General features: G+C 56.7%; 5 protein-coding genes and 1 tRNA gene. 3 read left to right on the top strand and 3 right to left on the bottom strand.

All coding sequences use genetic code 11. The features are described 5' to 3' along the window. Nucleotides 1-303 precede the first annotated feature (303 nt). Nucleotides 304-606, bottom strand: a complete 303-nt coding sequence (locus MKK69_RS18725; RefSeq protein ID WP_243970290.1) for a hypothetical protein — start codon at nt 604-606, stop codon at nt 304-306. Between the two features lie 266 nt (nt 607-872). On the opposite strand from MKK69_RS18725, the gene MKK69_RS18720 reads away from it, so the two are divergent. From MKK69_RS18720 to MKK69_RS18710, 3 genes are all read left to right on the top strand, one after another. Beyond that, nucleotides 873-1505, top strand: a complete 633-nt coding sequence (locus tag MKK69_RS18720) for a hypothetical protein (protein WP_243970288.1) — start codon at nt 873-875, stop codon at nt 1503-1505. Nucleotides 1506-1763: 258 nt separating this feature from the next. Further along, the gene (locus MKK69_RS18715; RefSeq protein ID WP_243970286.1) at nt 1764-2627 is read left to right on the top strand and encodes a hypothetical protein; all 864 of its coding nucleotides are present in this window, start codon (nt 1764-1766) and stop codon (nt 2625-2627) included. A 376-nt stretch (nt 2628-3003) separates the two neighbouring features. Then, nucleotides 3004-3453: a hypothetical protein gene (locus MKK69_RS18710; protein WP_243970284.1), complete on the top strand. Its 450-nt coding sequence runs from the start codon at nt 3004-3006 to the stop codon at nt 3451-3453. 4 nt (nt 3454-3457) lie between these two features. Here the strand turns inward: MKK69_RS18710 and MKK69_RS18705 are convergent. Then, nucleotides 3458-3533: transfer RNA gene (locus tag MKK69_RS18705), tRNA-Ile, on the bottom strand. Nucleotides 3534-3606: 73 nt separating this feature from the next. Next, nucleotides 3607-4134, bottom strand: a complete 528-nt coding sequence (locus MKK69_RS18700; RefSeq protein WP_243970292.1) for a hypothetical protein — start codon at nt 4132-4134, stop codon at nt 3607-3609. Nucleotides 4135-4756 lie beyond the last annotated feature (622 nt).

Below are 4756 nucleotides of genomic sequence, written 5' to 3'. Positions count from 1 at the left end.
GAACCTCAGGGTGGCCTGCGTTGGCCTTTGCGCTCCCGGCCTCTTGGACCTCGGCGGCCTTCTGTTCCTGGGCGCTCATCGTGCTGTGGCGCTGGCCATCGCCGTGCTGTCCCTTGGCTGGGTTCGACATCGTGCTCTCCTCCATCGTGGTCAGGCGGCAACTGCGTGCGCCGCTGACGGTTCGGAGGAAAAGCCAGCGTGCGACGAAAGGCCGAGCGCTCACCGTCGAGGGAGCGGCAGCGATAACGGCGCATGATCCATGCCCGCCCGGCTCAGCGCCGCGACGGCCATTTATTGTCAGCGTCAGCGCTGCACTGCCTCGATGTCATCCTCGTAGATCGAGTCCGGCTGGCAGGCGTGCCACTCTTTCTTTTCGTCGGCCTGCCCCTTGCGGCCATAGCAGTAGCCGGCCTGGGCTAGACGACCGCTCAATCGGTCATGAAGCCCGCACTGCTCGTGGGTGACAGCCGGATCCCCGGCGGCCTCACAGGCCTGCGAGGCTTTCAACTCAGCGGTCAGCAGTTCTGGAACCGTCGGCAGTTGCTGCTGAGCGCTCGCTCCACCAGCAGCGACGATGAGAACGAGGGCGGCGAGGGCTGTGCGCATGGCGGGAGGATAGTTAAGCAACGGCTACGGGCAACCTATCGACGATGCGGTGCTGAGGGCAAAAAGGACCAGACGGATTGCGGCCGCTGCCCTCTCGGTGAACACCCCAGAGAAGAAGCCATCCGCCCACATAGGAGCTATTGAGGACTCAACCGCTCCAGTTATGGTTAAGCTAGGCTTAACCGTAGCGGCGCAGGTTTGCAAAAAGGGGCCGCTCCGTGCAGGTGGGGCATTCTCGGGGCCAAGCCGGGCAAGGGCGTGTCGTCATGAAGCCACTTTTATCGAACTGGACGATCGTTCTGGCCGGGCGCTGGAATATGGAAATTCTCAATCCGGAATGGGTCACGAACAGTATTTTTGGACGCGAGAAAGTTGATATCGATCTCGTTTTGCAGGGCATGCAGGCAAATATTCGATATAGATTTGATAACCTTGTCTTTGTACCCAGGCCCCACAATGTAGTTTTCTCTGTAAACGACACGAAAGATAGCTCATTATTAGCTATCGAAGAAGCTGCTGGTCGGCTTTTAGAGGCGCTACCAGTAACTCCCATTACGGCGCTAGGGATAAATTTCACTTATATAGAGGAAAATCCGACTACGGAATTGTTAACAGTCTTTAATATTGACGACGCGTCGCGCATCGCAGATTATGGAATGAAGATCAGGTCGGCTCGAGTGAGACGGGAATTGGACTTTGAGGATAGACAACTTAACATGATGGTCTCGCAAATCGAAGACGGCAGCGTGCGTATAGCTCTTAACTATCATTTAGCCGTAGATGAAACCCAAGTCGCATTGAGTGCGCTTGCAGGCAGGCTTGTGCACTATAGACAGCATGGCGAGGCATTCTTGAGTGCAATATATGGCCTCGAGATTGAGGGGCCTGCCGATGAGTAAGCGCGAGGTTGATACCGAAATCGGCATGCCGGATGGCGATGCTTATCAAACAAATATTGTCCGGACGCCTGCAAGCCCGTCGTCCATATCCCCTGATATGGGCCCTACCAGCTTCATGCTGACTTTGAGCACCGGCGGTGCGAGCAAGTTTAGCATTACATATGATGTCAAAAGCCATCAAAGAAGACGCGCCAATTTACAAGCCAACCGTAGGCCGCACGACTCTCAGACCGATCAAGACTAAATTATCATCAAGCTATGCATTTCACTTACTCAAAACCTGACGAAGGTTCAGATCTACAGCAAGGTGATATCCTATTTCCTAACGAGCAGTTGAGCACATTAATCGGCTACTATCATCCATATTATCGCAGTGCAAAATTCACCGCGTATTTAATAACAACGCAATCATGCGACTTGGTTCGAAGGGGCGACGGCATCGGAACGCCATATGTTACGCTCTGCGCTGTAAAGCCGTTCAGCGGAGTGTTTGACCGTGAGCTTAAAAAATATCAAACGGAGATTATGGTTGCGGCCGAAGCTGTAAGTGGCAAAGCACGCGACCGACTTATAATGTTCATTGAAAGATTGCTGAACAACAATCATCCAGAATATTTTTATCTACATGAAGATCCAGTCAACGGTATTCCTGAGCGCTCTTGCGCATATCTTCGTTTGGCAATAAGTCTGAAATCTCAACATTATGATGCGTGTTTATCCGCGCGCAAACTTGGGTTGGATCAAGGCTTCCAAAGCAAATTTGGCTGGTTAATTGGAAATTTGTATTCAAGAGTTGGAACTGAAGATTGGGTTCCTAATTCCAAGTCAACTCAAGACTGGAAGTCGCTACTGAACACAATTTTGGAAGAAAACGTTGCGGTGATTGATGAAAAAAAGGCGGACGCGGCTCGAAAGAACATTAAAATTACGGATGTTGAAGGATTGCCGAGCGAAGAAATCCGTAAGCGTATTGACCAGCTGGCCGTTAGAAACAAAAAAGAGGAAGCTATTGATGCATTTCTTGAACAGCTGAGGAAGGATGACCTACTGGATGATGGTATTAGAGCTAAACTGAGAACGCGTTTGATATCCAATCCAGTTCTGTCTACTTTGCTCAAATAGAAGTCAGACCTTCACAGACTCCCCATATGGGATCGGTGGCGGAGCAACGGCTAACCACTCAAGATAGTCGCGACAGTAGCTTCAACGAGGCCGCCAGCACCTCCTGACATTCTTGTTGAATCACCGCTGCAGTCTGGGTCCGCTGGCCGTGGCGATAGTTGCCATTCTGGCTACCGGTCGGTCTGAGGCCTTCCTCAGCCTCACTCCCGGCCCCTCGTCATTCTCCTCAATGAAGACGACGCCAGCGGCTTCGAGGGCGTCCTCAGCCTTCTGGCGATGGCTCAGCACCGGCCGCGCCTGGTTCGGGGGCGGGGCCGGTATCGAGCGTGCCGCTGCTGGCCAGTGCGTTGGCCCAGGCACTCGCGATAAGGCGGACTTGCTCGATAGCCTCGGCACGCGTGAACGGCTCATCGTCGGCGTCGCCACCACCATCCGACCAGGCGACGAACCCGGTACGTCGGCCGTTGGCGTCCTCGACGCAGGCGGCGTCGTCAAGGATGCAGATCCGAAGCGGGAGCGTGAGGCCGAGCGTAGGCATACGGTCCATTTAGTGCGCTTGGGGCGTGCTTCGACTATCAGCCTACCGCAGCAAGCCGCTCAGCATCGCGACCATGCCGAAGCCAAACGAGATGAGGGCCGCGACGAGCAGCGCTCGATCGACAGCGTGGGTACGGGTTTCTCCAGTCTGGTCTGGCATGTGACAGCTCCCTCAAACTGGAAGTTGAGTAGCCAGCGTTTCCCGGTCGTGTCTGAAAATCACGCATTCGTGAGTGATGCGGCAGAGCCACAGTTCTGCCGGATGCCGCCGCCTTGGAGCGTTGCGTAAAGCTTGGTGGGCCCGGCAGGACTCGAACCTGCAACCAGACCGTTATGAGCGGCCGGCTCTAACCATTGAGCTACGGGCCCCGGCACCCGCGCAGCCATCGCTGGTCCGCAGGCGCAATGCGCGTCTCGTTGGTATGTGAGGGAGCGAATAGCGCTACTCGGCCGCCTCCGCCTTATCGCTGTCTTCCCGGTCGTCCTCAATATCGCCCTCGTCCTCATCATCCGAGGCGGGATCCGCTGCAGCAGCCGCAGCGGGAGTGCCGGCGCGGTATGTGTCGCCGTCTCGCTCCAGCTCGCCGCTGTTCGCCATCACGCTGAGGTACGTGTTCAGGGTGTTGGCCGCCACGTCCGTCAGGCGTTCGCTGATCTCGGCGTGAGTCAACCCCTCGGAACCGGCTTCCTCCAAGAGCGCCTTCAGCCGACCCTTGGCAGAGTTGGCCCGGGGCCCGCGCGGACCGCGGCTCGCACGAGGCTGATCCTCGTTAGCTGAGGCACGGCGACGACTCGGCTGCGAGCCGGTTTCCTCCTCCAGCGGCGTGCCTTCCACGATCGACGCAAGCGACCGCTCAGCGAGGCGGAGCTTCGATAGCTCACTACTGACCCGCTCGTACTCAGCCTCAAGGGTCTCGCGCTGCTGCCTCACGCTGGCCAGAGCCTTCGCGAGAGTGTCGTCATTCGCCATCGGTAAATCGACTTTCTTGGTCTTATGATCGGAATTGGAGGGCGCATTCCCGAACCGGATCATTGTGCCCCCTCAGGATCCTCGCCGTGCCGCGCGTAGCCCTGGCCGGTAAACCAGTCCGTCACAACCCGTCCCAGAGCCAAGCCGCTCCGATCATCGCCAAACCGCCGCACAGCAGCGCGACCACGATATAGCGGTGTAGGCGGTCGTAGAGAGGCATCGGCATGGGCGTCTGCTCGTAGAAGCGAGCCCAGTGATGCGCTTAGCCTACCGCCGGCTGCCAGCGCGAAATTTGAACGTTTGGCCAATTCAGAATTTGCGTGGTCGACAGGCCACAGCGAATCAGGTTCGTCCTAGCCGTGCGTCACGACTTGACTGAGAACCACGACTGCGACAACCGCGATCGCGACTACCGCGGCAATGAGGATTGCGCGCATCTGATCGCTCCGCGATCGCCAACGGTAATCATCTTCACTTCAGATAGCCCTTCGCCTTGAGGTGCTCGGTGAGGAGCTTCTCCATAAAGCTGGACATCGACCGCATGTCGTCCTTCGCGGCTTTCTCAGCAGCCGCCTTCACTTCAGGCGGCAACCGGAGCGACACCGGCAGGGACTTGGGTGTG

Source organism: Methylobacterium sp. J-026 (genome assembly GCF_022829585.1).
GTDB lineage: Bacteria > Pseudomonadota > Alphaproteobacteria > Rhizobiales > Beijerinckiaceae > Methylobacterium.
This window is presented reverse-complemented; position numbering and strand designations above follow the sequence as displayed.

Excerpts from the sequence above, each read along its gene's own strand:
- MKK69_RS18715 (WP_243970286.1), top strand. The coding sequence starts at position 1,764 with ATGCATTTCACTTACTCAAAACCTGACGAAGGTTCAGATCTACAGCAA.
- MKK69_RS18720 (WP_243970288.1), top strand. The coding sequence starts at position 873 with ATGAAGCCACTTTTATCGAACTGGACGATCGTTCTGGCCGGGCGCTGG.
- MKK69_RS18700 (WP_243970292.1), bottom strand. The coding sequence starts at position 4,134 with ATGGCGAATGACGACACTCTCGCGAAGGCTCTGGCCAGCGTGAGGCAG.
- MKK69_RS18725 (WP_243970290.1), bottom strand. The coding sequence starts at position 606 with ATGCGCACAGCCCTCGCCGCCCTCGTTCTCATCGTCGCTGCTGGTGGA.